General features: G+C 62.3%; 14 protein-coding genes, 1 pseudogene and 1 riboswitch. Of the genes and pseudogenes, 4 read left to right on the forward strand and 11 right to left on the reverse strand.

What is annotated here, in order from left to right; all coding sequences use genetic code 11:
- Positions 1-6: 6 nt before the first annotated feature.
- The 4 genes from RLCC275e_RS13040 to RLCC275e_RS13055 all read right to left on the reverse strand — a co-directional run bounded on the left by RLCC275e_RS13040 (position 7) and on the right by RLCC275e_RS13055 (position 3,949).
- A complete protein-coding gene (locus RLCC275e_RS13040) occupies positions 7-720 on the reverse strand; it encodes a cytochrome c oxidase subunit 3 (RefSeq protein WP_033180767.1) in 714 nt (237 codons plus the stop codon).
- The gene (gene ctaD, locus RLCC275e_RS13045; RefSeq protein WP_033180768.1) at positions 717-2,486 is read right to left on the reverse strand and encodes a cytochrome c oxidase subunit I; all 1,770 of its coding nucleotides are present in this window, start codon (positions 2,484-2,486) and stop codon (positions 717-719) included. The genes RLCC275e_RS13040 and ctaD overlap by 4 nt, the downstream gene beginning before the upstream one ends.
- A 92-nt stretch (positions 2,487-2,578) precedes the next feature.
- The gene (locus tag RLCC275e_RS13050) at positions 2,579-3,397 is read right to left on the reverse strand and encodes a cytochrome c oxidase subunit II (protein WP_033180769.1); all 819 of its coding nucleotides are present in this window, start codon (positions 3,395-3,397) and stop codon (positions 2,579-2,581) included.
- A 162-nt stretch (positions 3,398-3,559) separates the two neighbouring features.
- Positions 3,560-3,949 (reverse strand): c-type cytochrome, encoded by a 390-nt coding sequence (locus tag RLCC275e_RS13055; protein ID WP_003560545.1) that lies wholly within the window; start codon positions 3,947-3,949, stop codon positions 3,560-3,562.
- A gap of 262 nt (positions 3,950-4,211) precedes the next feature.
- Between RLCC275e_RS13055 and RLCC275e_RS13060 the strand changes: the two genes are divergently transcribed.
- Complete coding sequence (locus tag RLCC275e_RS13060) at positions 4,212-4,856, forward strand: LysE family translocator (protein WP_033180770.1); 645 nt, start codon at positions 4,212-4,214, stop codon at positions 4,854-4,856.
- A gap of 124 nt (positions 4,857-4,980) precedes the next feature.
- Here RLCC275e_RS13060 and RLCC275e_RS13065 read toward each other — a convergent pair whose 3' ends face one another.
- Positions 4,981-5,904 carry an MYG1 family protein gene (locus tag RLCC275e_RS13065; protein WP_033180771.1) on the reverse strand — a complete coding sequence of 308 codons (924 nt, stop codon included), beginning with the start codon at positions 5,902-5,904 and terminating at the stop codon, positions 4,981-4,983.
- Positions 5,905-6,125: 221 nt separating this feature from the next.
- On the opposite strand from RLCC275e_RS13065, the gene RLCC275e_RS13070 reads away from it, so the two are divergent.
- On the forward strand, positions 6,126-6,623 hold the full coding sequence (locus tag RLCC275e_RS13070; RefSeq protein WP_033180772.1) for an HIT family protein: 498 nt from the start codon (positions 6,126-6,128) through the stop codon (positions 6,621-6,623).
- Here the strand turns inward: RLCC275e_RS13070 and RLCC275e_RS13075 are convergent.
- The 4 genes from RLCC275e_RS13075 to RLCC275e_RS13090 form a co-directional block, all read right to left on the reverse strand.
- Complete coding sequence (locus tag RLCC275e_RS13075; RefSeq protein ID WP_033180773.1) at positions 6,620-7,183, reverse strand: hypothetical protein; 564 nt, start codon at positions 7,181-7,183, stop codon at positions 6,620-6,622. The two genes, RLCC275e_RS13070 and RLCC275e_RS13075, sit on opposite strands and share 4 nt — an antisense overlap.
- 98 nt (positions 7,184-7,281) lie before the next feature.
- Complete coding sequence (locus tag RLCC275e_RS13080; RefSeq protein WP_033180774.1) at positions 7,282-8,046, reverse strand: ABC transporter ATP-binding protein; 765 nt, start codon at positions 8,044-8,046, stop codon at positions 7,282-7,284.
- The gene (locus RLCC275e_RS13085) at positions 8,043-9,083 is read right to left on the reverse strand and encodes a FecCD family ABC transporter permease (RefSeq protein WP_033180775.1); all 1,041 of its coding nucleotides are present in this window, start codon (positions 9,081-9,083) and stop codon (positions 8,043-8,045) included. Before RLCC275e_RS13085 ends, RLCC275e_RS13080 begins: the two co-directional genes overlap by 4 nt.
- Positions 9,080-10,096 carry an ABC transporter substrate-binding protein gene (locus RLCC275e_RS13090; protein ID WP_033180776.1) on the reverse strand — a complete coding sequence of 339 codons (1,017 nt, stop codon included), beginning with the start codon at positions 10,094-10,096 and terminating at the stop codon, positions 9,080-9,082. Before RLCC275e_RS13090 ends, RLCC275e_RS13085 begins: the two co-directional genes overlap by 4 nt.
- Before the next feature lie 176 nt (positions 10,097-10,272).
- A riboswitch (cobalamin riboswitch) is annotated at positions 10,273-10,527 on the reverse strand.
- A 99-nt stretch (positions 10,528-10,626) separates the two neighbouring features.
- Here RLCC275e_RS13090 and RLCC275e_RS13095 point away from each other — a divergent pair.
- Positions 10,627-10,799 (forward strand): annotated as a pseudogene (locus RLCC275e_RS13095) (type II toxin-antitoxin system VapC family toxin); the annotation flags it as partial.
- 31 nt (positions 10,800-10,830) lie between these two features.
- Here RLCC275e_RS13095 and blh read toward each other — a convergent pair.
- On the reverse strand, positions 10,831-12,111 hold the full coding sequence (blh, locus tag RLCC275e_RS13100) for a bifunctional sulfur transferase/dioxygenase Blh (protein ID WP_033181015.1): 1,281 nt from the start codon (positions 12,109-12,111) through the stop codon (positions 10,831-10,833).
- A 182-nt stretch (positions 12,112-12,293) separates the two neighbouring features.
- Complete coding sequence (locus RLCC275e_RS13105; protein ID WP_033180777.1) at positions 12,294-12,662, reverse strand: DsrE family protein; 369 nt, start codon at positions 12,660-12,662, stop codon at positions 12,294-12,296.
- A gap of 94 nt (positions 12,663-12,756) precedes the next feature.
- Here RLCC275e_RS13105 and RLCC275e_RS13110 point away from each other — a divergent pair, with 94 nt between their 5' ends.
- Positions 12,757-13,752: an AraC family transcriptional regulator gene (locus tag RLCC275e_RS13110; RefSeq protein WP_033180778.1), complete on the forward strand. Its 996-nt coding sequence runs from the start codon at positions 12,757-12,759 to the stop codon at positions 13,750-13,752.
- The last annotated feature ends 53 nt before the right edge of the window (positions 13,753-13,805 follow it).

The raw sequence follows: 13,805 nt of genomic DNA on the forward strand, positions 1-13,805 counted from the left end.
AACCCCTTAGTTCAGTAGTGTGCGGCAGAGATCGACGAAATCATTCGCCCAGCCGGCAAAGAGCGCGAAGAGCAACAGCCAGACGGCGAGCATGAAATGCGAATAGATGGCGGAAAGATCGACGCTGAGGCGCAGCCTCTCCGGCGCGACGTCGGTTGAAAATGCCCTGACCGTCGTGTGCGCGAGCACGGCAAGCCCGCCGAGGATATGCAGCCCGTGCAGGCCGGTCAGCATGTAGAAGAAGCTGTTGGCGGGATTGTCGACAAGCACGTAGCCGGCCGCCACGAGCTCCCGCCATGCCTGAACCTGTCCGACGAGAAAAGCGACGGCAAGGACAAACGCGGCGGCAAGCGCCGGCCGCAGGTTTTCCATGCGGCCCTGCCCCGCTTCTCGTTTCGCCCATTGCAGCGAGGCACTGCTCAAGGCAAGTGCCGCGGTGTTCACCCAGAGGAGGCGCGGAACCGGCATCGCCCACCAGTCGGCGGACGCCGCACGCATGAAATAGGCGCTGACGGCAAGGCTGAAGAGCGCGCCAACGACGCCGAGAAACACGAAGAGGCCGATCTTCACTGCCGGCACCGGCGGCCGCTCAGTGCTGTGATGATCCGGCAACTGCACCGATCCGGTTTCCAGCCAGGGCTTCGAGGTCAGCCGCTGCCCGGAAAGCCACCAGATGATGATGGCGCCGATTGCAGCAAGGAAGACCAGGATGACGTTCATGCGTGTACCTCCCGGGTGACGCCGTCGCTTGACGGCACATTCTGCGGGATGAAATCCTCAGCCGCCCCCGGCACGCTGTAGTCATAGGCCCAGCGGTAGACGACCGGCAGATCCTTACCCCAGTTGCCGTGGGCCGGCGGCGTCTGCGGCGTCTGCCATTCGAGCGTCGTTGCCCGCCACGGATTGCCGCCGGCCTCCCTGCCCCGGAAAAGGCTCCAGACGAGATTGAACAGGAAGACCATCTGCCCGGCTCCGACAACAAGCGCCATGACGGTGATGAAGATGTTCAGCGTGTGGGCCGAAGGCGGAACGAAAGCCGTCTCTCCCATCTCGAAGTAACGGCGCGGCACGCCGAGCAGGCCGAGATAATGCATCGGAAAGAAGATCGCATAGGTGCCGAGGAAGGTGACCCAGAAATGGATCTGGCCGAGCACCTCGTCGAGCATACGTCCCGTCACCTTGGGATACCAGTGATAGATAGCCCCGAAGATGACGAGGATCGGCGCTACCCCCATGACCATGTGGAAATGCGCAACGACGAAAATCGTATCCGACAGCGGCACGTCGACGACGACATTGCCGAGGAACAGGCCGGTCAGGCCGCCATTGACGAAGGTGACGATGAAGGCGAGCGCAAAGAGCATCGGCAGCGTCAGGTGGATGTCGCCGCGCCACAGCGTCAGCACCCAGTTATAGACCTTGATCGCCGTGGGCACGGCGATGATCAGCGTCGTGGTGGCGAAGAAGAAGCCGAAGGCTGGGTTCATGCCGCTGACATACATGTGGTGCGCCCAGACGACGAAGCTGAGCGCGCCGATGATGACGATCGCCCAGACCATCATGCGGTAGCCGAAGATGTTCTTGCGCGCATGCGTGCTGATCAGATCCGAAACGATGCCGAAGGCAGGCAGCGCTACGATATAGACCTCCGGATGCCCGAAGAACCAGAACAGATGTTGGAACAGGATCGGGCTACCGCCGCCGTGCTGCAACTGCGTGCCCATCTCGACGATGGCGGGCATGAAGAAGCTGGTGCCGAGCACGCGATCGAACATCATCATGACGCAGGCGACGAAGAGCGCGGGAAAGGCCAAGAGCGCCATCACGGTGGCGGTGAAGATACCCCAGACGGTGAGCGGCATCCGCATCAGCGTCATGCCGCGCGCCCGCCCCTGCAGCACTGTTACCACATAGTTCAGCCCGCCCATGGTGAAGCCGATGATGAAGACGATCAGCGAAGAGAGCATCAGCAGGATGCCCCAGTCCTTGCCGCCTGGTGTGCCTGATAGAACCGATTGCGGCGGATAAAGCGTCCAACCGGCTCCCGTCGGGCCGCCGGGGGCGAAAAAGCCGGCGGCGAGGATCAGCACCGCCAGCAGATAGATCCAGTAGCTCAGCATATTCGCGTAGGGGAAGACCATGTCGCGGGCACCGACCATCAGCGGAATGAGGTAATTGCCGAAGCCGCCGAGGAAGAGCGCGGTCAAGAGATAGATCACCATGATCATGCCGTGCATGGTGATGAACTGGTAATAGTGATCGGCATCGATGAAGGAGAGGGCGCCGGGAAAGGCGAGCTGGATCCGCATCAGCCAGGAGAGCACCAGCGCCACCAGGCCGATTGCAATGGCGGTGATCGAATATTGCACGGCGATGATCTTGGCATCCTGGCTGAACACATATTTGGTCCACCAGCTGTGCGGATGATAGAGCTCGACATCCTCGACTTCGGCGGATGGGATGCTGCCCGATGGAATCTCGACCATGATCTCTCTTCCCTTTCCCCCGCCGGTTCCTTGAACCGGCAAACGGCCTCCGGCCGTCTTCCCCCGATGCGGCCTCCGGCCGCAGCGCCACGTCAGTTTGCCGGCGGCGGCTCTCCCGATGACGCCGTCAACTGGGTGAATGTCTGCTGCTGCCCGAGCCAGGTCCGGTAGTCCGCATCCTCGTCGACGACGACGGTGCCGCGCATTTGCGGATGGCCGACGCCGCAGAGTTCGGCGCAGAGGATCTCGAAGGTCCCCGTCCGCGTCGGCGTGAACCAGAAATAGGTGATCATGCCGGGGATCATGTCCATCTTGGCGCGGAACTCAGGCACGTAGAAATCGTGGAGCACATCGACCGAGCGCAGCAATATGTGCACCGGCTTGCCGATCGGCAAATGCAGTTCGCCGCCCTCGATGATGACGTCGTCAAGGCCGCTTGCATCATTCTTGTCGAGGCCGAGCGGATTTTCGGGGGTGACGTCACGCGTCTCGGCCCGGCCGAGCTTTCCGTCGGCTCCGGGCAGCCGGAAGCTCCACAGCCATTGTTGGCTGACGACCTCGACCGATGCGGCATCGGCCGGCACCGTGATGAACTGGTTCCACACGATGAGGCCGGGCGCCAGCATCGCCGCGACGCCGACCGCCGTTCCCCCTCCCAGCAACAATTCAAGCCTGCGGTTCTCGGGCTCGTAATGCGCCCGGTTGCCCGGCTTGTGCCGGAAGCGGAAGACGCAGTAGGCCATGAACGAAACCACCGCCACGAAGACGATGCCGGTGATCCAGAAGGTGATGACGAGGGTGCTGTCGATATAGGTCCAGTTGGACGCGATCGGCGTCCACCACCACGGGCTCAGCACATGGAACAGCACGGAGCCGACGACAATCAGGACGAGGATCAGCACGACAGCCATGTCCGCTCCTCCTCGAGCAGTGACCCGTGAAACCGCATTCCGTAAAAAGTCCGTCTTTATTATCGCACAGATAGAAAATATCGGCAATTACGGCAATTTAGGCACGCGCCGCCGGCCGCGACCCGTCATTTGGAGTAATGCCCGCAGTTGGAATATTGCCCATCATTTGGAATATTGTTTCAGATAGGCGATGAGATCGGTGATCTCCTGGTCGTCCTTCACGCCGACGAAGGCCATCTTCGTGCCCTTCACCTTCGCCTTCGGATTGTGCAAATAATCGCGCAGCACCGTCTCGTCCCAGACAAGACCACCCTCGCCAGCCGCCTTCATTCCGGCCGAATAGGCAAAATTAGGATGCGTTCCGGCCTTGCGGCCGAACAACCCGTTCAGCGACGGGCCGACCTTGTTCGTATCGGAATCGACGATATGACAGGTGGCGCATTTCTTGAAAACGACAGCACCCGCCGTCGGATCGCCCTCCTGAGCCCCGGCGTTACCAGGACAAAAGGCAATCACGGCAGCACCGATCAGCAGTACAATACGGTAATCCACGGCAAACCTCTTCCTCCTGAAGGTTTCCCACCCACTCGCACCATCCGCCGTCTCTCTCCCGCGAATGGTGTCGCGATATCATGAAGATTAGTCCTTCGCGGGTGCAAGTCAATCGGTTCCACAATTTGGACGCGGGCCGGGCCTGTTCCAGTCCTCCCGGGAGGGTCTGTCACCCAGAGAATTGGATATTGACGCCACTATCGGCGACGACATACTTGCTTGAAGCCCCCACAGTCGAAACCAACCCCAGGAACTGCGCGCAATGTCGATTGCTGAAATTCTGTCTTTTGCTTTCGTCACCGCGCTGCTGATCATTTCCCCCGGCCCCAACGGCGTCCTCATCGCCAAGACGGTGCCGGCCTCGGGGCGTGGCGCTGGTTTCGCCAATATTGCCGGCTTCGTCGCCGCCTTTTATGTGCACGGCACCCTGTCGATTTGCGGCATCTCCCTGCTGCTGGCGCAGTCGGCGCAGGCCTTCCTCGTCGTCAAGATGATTGGCACCGCCTATCTCTGCTGGATCGGTATCAAGGCGCTGGTCGGCGCTTGGCGCGGTTATGCTGCCGTAACGTCAGTGACCCCATCCCGTAAGGTAAGGCACCTCCCCCGCGCCTTCCTCGAGGGTTTCCTCACCAACGCCCTGAACCCGAAGGTGTCGATGTTCTACCTCGCGGTCTTCCCGCAGTTCATCCACCACGATGCCAATGGCCGGGCCGCGATCGGCGAGGCTTTCCTTCTGGTCACCGTCCATGCCAGCCTCAACGTCATCTGGTTCGGCTCGATGGTTATGCTCTTTGCGAGGCTCGCCAGAGCTGCGCGCAACCAGCGCTTCCAGCGCTGGCTGAAAGCCGCGACAGGCGTGGTCTTCATCGGCTTCGGCGCCAAGATGGCGACATTGCAGGCTGGATAGCGAAGACGGGCAAACCACCTTCGTCACGGAAAGGCTGGGCGAACGGGCCGTAACAGGATCAGCGACCTGCCGCCGGGGCTGGGTATGATGCTGGCCTCGCGCCACCCCAGCTGCCGCCATTTGACTACGTCCCGATCGAAAGCGCCTCTTTTACCGCCAACTCGGCCATGGCGAGAGTGGCTTCGCGAGTCTTGGCGGCGGCGATGAAGCGGCCGTTGTGGCAGAAGCTTGCGCCCTCTATGCCGCAAACCGCCTCCAGTGCGCCATTGGTGAGCCCGGCCCAGGCCGCCGGCAGATCGGCTCTGAGCTCGAACCCCTCCTCGGCACGGCGAATGCCGGTCACGCACCAGTCCTTTTCGCGCGGATGAACGACAAACAGCAGGTGATCGGCGCCTGCCTTGACGATGGCGGGACGGAAGGGCATGCCCCTCGGCAACTCTAAAACACGCCCCTGCCCCGCAGCTTCGATTGCCCGATGCACGATCGCCTCGGCCCGCAATTTGGCGGCACTCTGGGCGATCCTGGCCTCGATGAAACTGCGGGCAATGGCAAGGGCCGCGTGGAAGGCGCGATCGTCGGCCTCAGGGTCCGTCTCGTCGAAAACCGGTTTCAGCGTCTCGAGCAGCACCGGCAGCGTCAGCCCGGCCAACGGCCCTGAGGGGCTGAGCGCGCCATTATCAGTCAGATCGACCGGCAGCACGAAGCTGGCGTCGAAAGAGCCATGCATCGCTTCAACATGTGCGTCGGGAAGGCCGAAGGCTGTGAGATAATCACGGCCGTAATGCTTCCAGATCAGGCCGAACGAGCTGTAGGGCTGGCCATCGTCGCGCAGCGGCGCGCCGCGCTGGTGGTGATCGAATATCCCGGCAGCGGGATCATAGGCTCCGCCGACATCATAGATGATCCGGTCTTCGCCCGGCGTGATCCACTCCGGCGCCCGGCTGCGGACGATACGCGCCTGCGGGAAAAGCCGGGTCAGGATGACGCTCGACAGCAATTCGTCGGCATGAAAGCCACCGGAATGGGTGACGAGGAAATCGGGGATCATGGGAGCTATGCGCCTTGTCGTTCGCGGAGAGTCCGCTTGCAGGTCGGCACCAAATAACCGTTGCCGGCTGCTATCTCAACCCATACCTTAAATCGAAGACGATTTAAGAATAAAATGATGCAGCAATCCAATGCGTTACAGCATCCTCTCGCACTTCACCGAGGTACCGGCCTCTAGCGGGATTCATCGAAGCCCCTGAAGGGTGCATCAGGAGTAAGTCCGTGGAGATTCCCCAGCACTTTCATGTCGCCGAGACGGCAGGATGGCTTGTGAACCACCGCATCAACTCTGCCCTTCCCGGTTACCTCATGATCAGCTCCAAGACCGATACCAACGATCTGTCGGATTTGCCTGAAGATGCGTTAGCCGAATTCGGCCCATTACTCGCAAGGGCTCAAAGTACGCTGAAACGGCAATTGAATGCGCAGCGCGTCTATATCGGCCGGTATGGACACGCGCCCGGTTATCCGATCCATTTCCATGTGATCCCGATATATGACTGGGTGGAGGAGTTGTTCTGGAAGGACGCTCGATATCGTCTGCTCGAGAATTTCGCGGAGGGACCGGGGGAAACCGCAACAGATGGCGCAGAACTGACGTTGTTTGTCTGGCGGGAGTTCTGTGAACGCGCAGAGCCGCCACCAGTCAGAGGACCATCGGTCTCAGAGGCTATTAAATTGCTGCGGGAGGCAATGCGGTTTCCGGCGCCTCAAGTCTAAGACAACACCGGTCCCGGCTGTCTTGCGACGAGCGCTCGGCCGGCTGCCGCACCGGCATGCAGGCAGATGAGCCCGATCGCCGCGAGAGAATTGTTTAACAGAACATCAGCGACAACCGCTGCCGAAAACGCGCCCTCACCGGACGGAAGCACCGCCGTTGCGGCAAGCAGCACGCCTTCATAGGCAACGAACCCAGCCAGGAAGGCGCCGGCCATCGTAACGGTAAGATCTTTCGAGAGACGAAGTACTAGGAGCGCTGCGGCCAGGCATGCAAATGCCGCGATACCGATTGCCAGACCCCAGGCATAGCTGTCCCAGGTCTGGGGATAACCGAGCACGAGATATCCGACCATCTGGTTGGCGAGCCAGGCCAGCAGAACCGCTGTCACCGCCATCCGCCGGGGAAGAATGACCGCCGATACCGCCGCCAACGCAACGAAGGGCGTGACACAGGCAAAAAGCAGGCTGAGGGCAACGCTCGCACCTGAAATGATGGCCACCCAAGCGACAGCAAAGCCGGGTGCGACAGGGCGCAGGGGAAGCTGATTTCGTTCGAGCATCTCGGAACTCCATTCGACCGCAAGAAATAATACGCCAGTCCGGGAAAAAGGCTAGCGAGCCATACCTCCTCCTTGAGACCGAAATTCTCGGCCATCCGTCAATCCATGACGTACTGGATATGATGCCGGCCGTGCACGGCTGATTTCTGGACATGGGCGCGAACGCCGAAGACCCGGCCGATCATATCCTCCGTCAGCACCTCCTCCGGCGCCCCCGAGGCGACGACCTCGCCTTTCTGAAGCACCGCCAGCCTGTCACAGAACATCGCCGCCAGATTGAGATCGTGCAGCGCAACGATGCAGGTGATGCCGAGCTTCGAGATCAGCGAGAGAATGTCGAGCTGATGCTGGATATCGAGATGGTTGGTCGGCTCGTCGAGCAGCAGTTCGCTTGGCGCCTGTGCCAGCGATCGGGCAATATGGACGCGCTGGCGCTCGCCGCCCGACAGCGTTTGCCAGAGCTGGCCCGCCCTCTCCCGCATGCCCGTCCGCGACAGGGCCTCGTCGACGGCGGCGTCGTCTCCGGCGCCCCAGGACGACAACAGCCCGCGATGCGGCGTGCGGCCGAGCCGCACCACGTCGCGCACGGTCAATTGCGTATCCGTCGTCGTCTGCTGCTCGACGAAGGCGACGCGCCGCGCAAGCGCTGCGCGCGACAGCGAGGATATGTCGTCATCGCCCAGCCGGATGACGCCGCTGCGAACCTTGCGCAGCCGGCAAATCAACCTGAGAAGGCTCGATTTGCCGGAACCGTTTGGCCCGAGCAGGCCGAACACCTTGCCCCTTTCCACCTTTAGGCTCACGCCGTTGACGATGACGGTGTCACCGGCGGCAAAGCTCACCGCGTCGATGCTGATGCTCATGCCTTCCCTCGCACACGATAGAGGATGACCGCGAACGCCGGCGCGCCGAAGAGCGCGGTGACGACGCCGATCGGCAGGATTTGCTGCGGAATGATGACGCGCGAGACGATATCGGCGCCGACCATGTAGATCGCACCGCCAAGCGCTGTTGCCGGCAGCAGCCGCCCATGCCCCGGCCCGACGAGGAAGCGGGCGGCGTGGGGAATGACGAGGCCAACGAAGCCGATCGAACCCACCATGCTGACGACGCTTGCCGTCATCACCGCCGTCATGCCGAACAGCACGATTTGGACGCGGCGTATGGGAATGCCGAGCGAGGCGGCGGCATCCGTGCCGAAAGCGAAGGCGTCGAGCGCCCGCACATGGGCCATGCAGATGATGAAGCCGGCAAGCGCGATCGGCACTGACAGATAGACATCGGGCCAGCGCACGCCGCTGAGCGAACCCAGAAGCCAGAACAGGATGCCGCGCGCCTGCTCGGCATTGGCCGATGTCGTCACGATGTAGGAGGTCAGCGCATTGAAGAGCTGCGAACCGGCGACGCCGCAAAGAATGATCCGCTCGCCGCTTCCCCCCGCACCCGTCGCCAGGAAGCCGACCAGCAGAAAGGCGATGACCGCACCGATGAACGCGCCGCTCGACAGGCCGAGAATACCGTAGCCGAAGCCGAGGATCATCACGCACACGGCGCCCGTCGAGGCGCCGGCGGAGATGCCGAGCACGTAGGGTTCGGCTAGCGGATTGCGCAGCAGCGCCTGCAGGATCGCGCCTGAAAGCGAGAGCGATGCGCCGGCGCTGGCTGCGACGAGCGCACGGCTCAGACGATAATCCCAGACGATGCCCTGGTGGATGCGGCTGAGCTCGAAATTCGTTCCGAACAGCCGGTTCGAAACCGCCTCCGCCGTCGTCGCAAGCGGGATGGCGATCTCGCCGATCGAAACCGCAAGGCTGATCATCAGCCCGAGCAGGAGAAGTGCGGCCATGGTGAGCGCTGCAAGCGCCCACCATCCCTGTTGCCTGACCGATATTGCCTTCACTGCGCCAGGCCGAAGGAGTTGATGCCGTTCGCCAATGTCTCGATGCCATCAATCGTGCGGATCGTCGGGTTCATCGACTGTGCGTCCATCATCACGAAGTGCTTGTTTTTGACCGCGTCCAGCTCCTTGGTCACAGGATCGTTCTCGAGGAAATCAACCTTGACCTTGGGATCGTCAGCTGCGTAGCGGCGGCGGTCCATGGTTGCCAGCACGATCACCGCCGGGTTCGCCTGGGCGATGGTTTCCCAACCGACCAGCGGCCATTCCTCTTCGGTGGTGACGACGTTCTTCGCGCCGATCGTCTTCAGGATATAGGCGGGCGCGCTGTTTTTACCGGCGATGAAGGCGTCGCCATTGACCTCCTTGCTGGAGAACCAGAAAACGATGGGCAGGTTCTTGCCCGAGGCGCCTGATATCGAAGCGACTGCATCCGCCTCGCGCTTTTTCAATTCCGAAATCAGCGCGTCACCGCGTTCCTTCACGTCGAAGATCTCCGAGAGCTCGGCGATTTCCCGGTAGATCAGCTCCATCGTGAACAATTCTCCACGCACGCCGTCGCCGCCATCGGTGTTGACCTTGGCGACGCAATCGGCCGGCGCCAGATAGGTATTGATGCCGAGATCCTTGAACTGCTCCCGCTTGCCTACGGAGCCCTGCGCGCCGACATGCCATTCGAACTCGGCCGTCACCAGGTCTGGCTCCTGCCCGACGACGGATTCGAAGCTCGGATCATTGTCGGCGAGACGTTTGATCTTGCTGTTGGCCTCGGCATATTGCGGCAGGACGGGACCGACCCAGACGGCCGTTCCGGCGATCTTGTCGGCAAGGCCGAGCGAAAAGAGCACTTCGGTCATGCCCTGGCCGATCGAGACGATTTTGGACGGCGCCTTTTCGAAGGCCACCTGCTGGCCGCAATTGGTGATGGTGAAGGGATATCGGGTCGCGGCAAGGCTTGGTGCAGCAAGGCCGGCGAGCCCGAAGGCAAATGTCATGGTGGCGAGAATCTGGCGCATGGAAAACCTCGACGAGGGGAAAAATCACGGCCGTTCCGCGCATGTGCGCGGACCGAAAGCGCGCTTAGGCGCACTAGCCGCAGGAGGCCCAATCGAGACGGATGCATGCCGGAATTCGGCGAAGGTTCAGCAGGTCAATCATACCTGTTCCTTGTCCGGGCATCCCCGCCCGGTTGATTGGATCGTGATTGACGGCAGGTCTCCTGGCTTGCGGATATCCATCGTTTCATCCTCCTTCCCGCGATATCTCGCAGTGGCAGGGCTATGAGCCCTTCAGAGAGGCCAATCGCTGGCCACTTCTGAGATGATCGACAATCCGCTTACAGTTGCGGGGGCAGCCACGGTCTCGGTCCCTACTGGGTCGTCCTCACCGTGTTCCCTATTAATCCCCTTGGAGTCATCTTCAGGGAACCGTCGCACCCAGTTACGTCGCCTGCCCGCGCGCCGTCAATGCATATTCCGAAGGCGCCATGCCGCCAGCGGATAAATATATCGCGCGTACGGCTTCACGCCGCCGTTCGCTGCGCGACGCCCGCCGCATCGCCGAAGCCTACCGCACCTGGGGCAAAGGCGCCCACCCCGCAAGCCTGAACTTCGGCGACTGCTTCGCCTACGAGGTGGCTCGGGAACATGATGCCGGCTGCTATTCGTGGGCGATGAATTCGTTAGGACCGTTAGGACCGATATAGAAAACGCGCTTTGAACGATGCGGCGGTTGCCAGCGCCGGCCGCCCCTACAACGCATCCAGCGGAATCTTCAAATACCGCCTGCCATTCCCTTCCGGCTCGGGCAGCCGCCCGCCGCGGATGTTCACCTGCAACGCGTGCAGCATAAGCTTCGGCTTCGGCAGCGTGCGGTCGCGCGCCTGGCGCAGCGCCACGAAACCGGCCTCGTCGATGCCTGCGATATGCGGATTGGCGCGCTTCTGCGCCTCCACCGTGCTTTCCCAGCGCGGGTGGCGGCCGCCCGGCTGGTAATCGTGGCCGGAAAAGAGACGGGCCTCCTCGGGCAGCGACAGGATCGCCTGGATCGAGTGCCAGAGGGCGGCAGCGCTGCCGCCCGGGAAATCCGTGCGCGCCGTGCCGGAATCCGGCGTGAACACCGTGTCGTGCACAAAGGCGGCGTCACCGATCACATAGGTGATCGAGGCGAGTGTGTGCCCGGGCGAAAAAATCACGCGGGCTTTAAGCGCACCGATCTCGAACGTGTCGCCATCGGCAAGCAGCCGGTCCCATTGCGAGCCGTCCGTCGCGAGCGCCGGCCAGTTATAGATCTCCTTCCAGAGCGTCTGCACGTCGGTGACATGGGCGCCGATCCCCGTCGGTGCGCCGGTCTTCTCATGCAGATAATGCGCGGCGGAGAAATGATCGGCATGCGGATGCGTGTCGAGGATCCACTCGACCGTCAGCCCTTCACTTTTGATATGAGCGAGGATGGCGTCGGCATTGGCCGTTCCCGTCGCCCCCGACATCTCGTCGAAATCGAGCACCGGGTCGATGATGGCACAGCGTTTCGTCGCCGGGTCGGAAACGACATATTGCACACTGCAGGTGCGGGGCTCGAAGAAGGCCTTTACACCAGCCGCCTGCCCTGACCGCTTTTCCAGCCAGCGGCGCGCGCCGGCAAGATCGAAGCCGAGTTTTTGACCGAAGGCCTCGATATCCCCGGACTTCATCCGCCCGTCGAGCACCTCGCCCAGCGCATAGAGCGTCAACGCCCGCGTGCCGCTCTTGCAATGGGCGACGACCGGCCCCTTGGCCTCGGCCATCGCCGCCTGGAAGGCGCGGATATCGGCCTCAGTGATCTCGGTCCCCTTCACCGGCACGAAGCTGTAAGCGAGCCCGGCGGCGGCGGCGGAAGCCTTTTCCGCCGTATTGCCCGGCTGCCCCGGCTCCTCGCCATCCGGCCGGGCATTGATGACGGCGGCAAAGCCATCAGCCGCGAAAGCGGCAAAACCTGCGGCATCGGGCTGCCCCGCCACCGATATCAGCTCATTGACCCTCACGGATGTCATCGAAGCCCCCGCGCTGCCCGCACCAGGCATTATCGCACGTATATCGATACAATCTCACAAGTATATTGCCGAACGCAAGAATAGGCGCTTGGTATTCATCCGTGCGTGTCGCCGGCCTGAAGAGCCTAACGACGCCGGCGGGAGACGCTGCCCAAACTCCCGCCCATCCCGACGGTGTATCGTCAAAACGACAGCGTTGCCGCACCGTCCTTGATCTCGGCATGCATGGCGCTGGCGCCGACGATGACGATCCCGTCGAGCAAATCTTCCTGCGTGTAACCGCGCGAGGTCACGCAGGGCGGGCAAGCCCAGATCGTGCCGCCGCGCTGTTGAAAATTCTCGATCAGGGTCGCGAGCGGATCGAGCGGCGGCACATGCGTCATGCGCTGGCCGCCCTTGCGCACCAGGTCGATTGCAGTGCTGGTGAGGAACACCGAAACCTTCAGCCCGGCGGTGATGCCGCCATTGGCAATGGTGAAGGCGACGGAGGACAGTTCGGACTCGATGCCCTTGGTCACGAGCACAACCAGTTTGTCGCTTTGAGTTTGCATAGTATTCTCCCGTTAGGGGCAGAACGTGTTCCACGTTCACCCGGTTTGAACGCACTGATGATAGGAGGACGCGCGGCGCGCGTATTTGGCCGGAATGCGTGAAGCCTTGTCCGAAAATCCAGACGCTGCGGGTGTTGCGCGCGACGACGTGCTGTCGGCGCTGCTGTCGACGATCCGCCTTTCGGGATCGCTGCAGTTTTGCTTCATGCCGACGGGCGACTGGCAGACCGATGCCACGCCGGCCTTAGCGAGCCTTTCGGCCAAGGCCTCGGGCACGATGCCGTTTCACATCGTTGTGGAGGGCCGCTGCTGGCTGAAGACTGAAGGCGAAGAGACCGAGCTGGAGGCCGGCGACGTGCTGGTCTTCCCCTTCGGCACCGGCCATCGGCTCGGCGCAGGCACAGACGGCAGGCTGGTACTGCCGACACGCGATCTGCCGCAGAAGCCATGGCGTGAGATTCCCGTGCTGCGCTACGGCGACGAAACACAGGACGTGCGGCTGCTCTGCGGCTATCTCCAGTGGGATGGGCTGAGCTTCGCGCCGCTTCGGCAGTCGTTGCCGAGCCTTATCCATGTCAGGACGCGGGCCGCCAATGACGGCGGCTGGCTGCGCGCCACCATCCGCCAGATGGTCGAGGAGGTCGACCGGCCGCGCGCCGGCGGCGTCTCGATGCTGCCGCGGCTGACCGAAATCATCTTCATCGAAATTCTGCGCCACCAGATTATGATGGCAGAGCCAAGCTCGGTCGGCTGGCTGGCAGCCCTCGCCGACCCCTCACTCTCGCGCTGCCTTTCCCTCATTCACGACGATCCCAGGCGTGATTGGTCGTTGGTGCAACTGGCGGAGGCCTCCGGTCTGTCACGCAGCGCGCTGGCCGACCGCTTCCAGGCAATGCTCTCGACCTCACCGATCCGCTATATCAGGGACTGGCGGCTCTACCTCGCAAGCGTGGCGCTCGCCACGTCAGGCCAACCGATCGCGGCGATAGCTTACGAGGCCGGCTATGCCACCGAAGCCGCCTTCAACCGCGCCTTCTCCCGCGCCTTCGCCACCCCACCAGCCGCCTGGCGGGCGACGGCGCGGGCGTAGAGAGTGATCGGCTCAATAAGCGCCAATGCTCAAGAGAGGTTGGCAGGAAGAAG

It is taken from the genome of Rhizobium brockwellii (assembly GCF_000769405.2).
Taxonomy (GTDB): Bacteria; Pseudomonadota; Alphaproteobacteria; order Rhizobiales; family Rhizobiaceae; genus Rhizobium; species Rhizobium brockwellii.